Here is a 1,391-nt window from a genome sequence, read left to right on the forward strand (position 1 = left end):
TAATGCCAGTCAGTTAAGAAATTGACTGGCATTTTCTTGGGTATTTCAGTGGTTTACCTTTCACAACTCTTGGGCAACTTCTAACCCTCCTCTCAGGCAAAACATACCTCCTAGATTTCTCCAGTAAACTTTCTAGATGTTTGGGTAAATTCCCTGCGGAGTCTAAAGAGTCGAATCTTAATATATTAAGGATGCCGATAGATGCAATATGAAAGCTGATTCTCAAAGGACTGACTTTTGCACGTTGAGCCATATATTTCATTTGTCTTCTTAGAATATTATAAGCAATGAAGACACCCCATAATTCTTGATAAATTAAATCAGGTTGCTTGCTCCTCAAATGCTTACTTTCCTGTAAATCACTTTTGATTTCTCGGTAACACATTTCTATTTCCCAGCGCTGAGCATAAAGCTTTGCTAAGGCTAGCAGTGGATATATCTTTGAATCTATTAATGAAGTGATATAGCGTCTAATTTTTCCTGCCTGCTCAACTTCAATCAAACGCGCTTCCCAATAATCCCCTAATGTTGAATTCAGCTTCTTGGCTCTTGCTGATATTGGCATCCTGATATGAAAGTCATGCTGGGAATTACGCTTAATGATCTCATAGCGTAAATTATCTTTTGCGCGCATAAGCCAATGGCTTGCCTCTGCACGTGTTTGCCATCCTATTAGAAAATCAGCAGAAAAATAGGCTCGATCAAACAGAGTAATACTATGCGATGGAGGACATAATCGATTTGCCAGTGTAAGTTCACCTTGATCCATGCTACCTATTTGGGCATCAATGATTTCATGGGTGTTGGTATTCACCAGACAGGTTGCTCTCACTTGCGGATAAGGTGCTACCGCAGTTTTACCCTTAGATGAGCCAAAGTGTGCAAAATTCTCATCTGTATAAGGCATAGACCAAACCACCCCGTCAACAGCACATACACTAAGGCCATGAAAGTTTGAGTATTGCTGTTGGGATTCTTCAAACCAGGCTTGGCTGAGTAGAGAAAACAAGGCATTCAAGGGCTCTCGCCCTAAGCGTTGTCGTGCTTGTACTGCTGCACTGGGAACGCAATATTCTGTGGTACCAAACACAAGTTTTAGTTGCTCTACCACATACCCGATCGGTTGATCTCGAAACAGGGCAAGCCCAATCACCAGCCATACCACATGTTCGGCAGGTAATTTTCTTCTCCTGATAGAAGCCTTACCTGTTTGACGCAGGCTCTCTTCAATCCAATTTAAATCAATGAATTCACTGAAATGGCTAAGTGAAGGTAGAGAATGTTGAAGAGTACAATCTAAATTTTCAGATAAAGTCATAAAAAAATGAGCGTATTGGCATACACTCATTTTTACTACATTTTTCTAATGTCTGCTTAACTGACTGGCATTA

1 protein-coding gene is annotated in these 1,391 nt (G+C 40.5%); it reads right to left on the bottom strand.

All coding sequences use genetic code 11. The features are described 5' to 3' along the window. Positions 1 to 13: 13 nt before the first annotated feature. Positions 14 to 1,318 carry an IS4 family transposase gene (locus tag FTV18_RS15595; RefSeq protein ID WP_159124039.1) on the bottom strand — a complete coding sequence of 435 codons (1,305 nt, stop codon included), beginning with the start codon at positions 1,316 to 1,318 and terminating at the stop codon, positions 14 to 16. Positions 1,319 to 1,391: the final 73 nt, after the last annotated feature.

The sequence above is a fragment of the Acinetobacter sp. YH12241 genome, from assembly GCF_013417535.1.
In the GTDB taxonomy this organism is placed as follows: Bacteria; Pseudomonadota; Gammaproteobacteria; order Pseudomonadales; family Moraxellaceae; genus Acinetobacter.

Excerpts from the sequence above, each read along its gene's own strand:
- FTV18_RS15595 (WP_159124039.1), bottom strand. The coding sequence starts at position 1,318 with ATGACTTTATCTGAAAATTTAGATTGTACTCTTCAACATTCTCTACCT.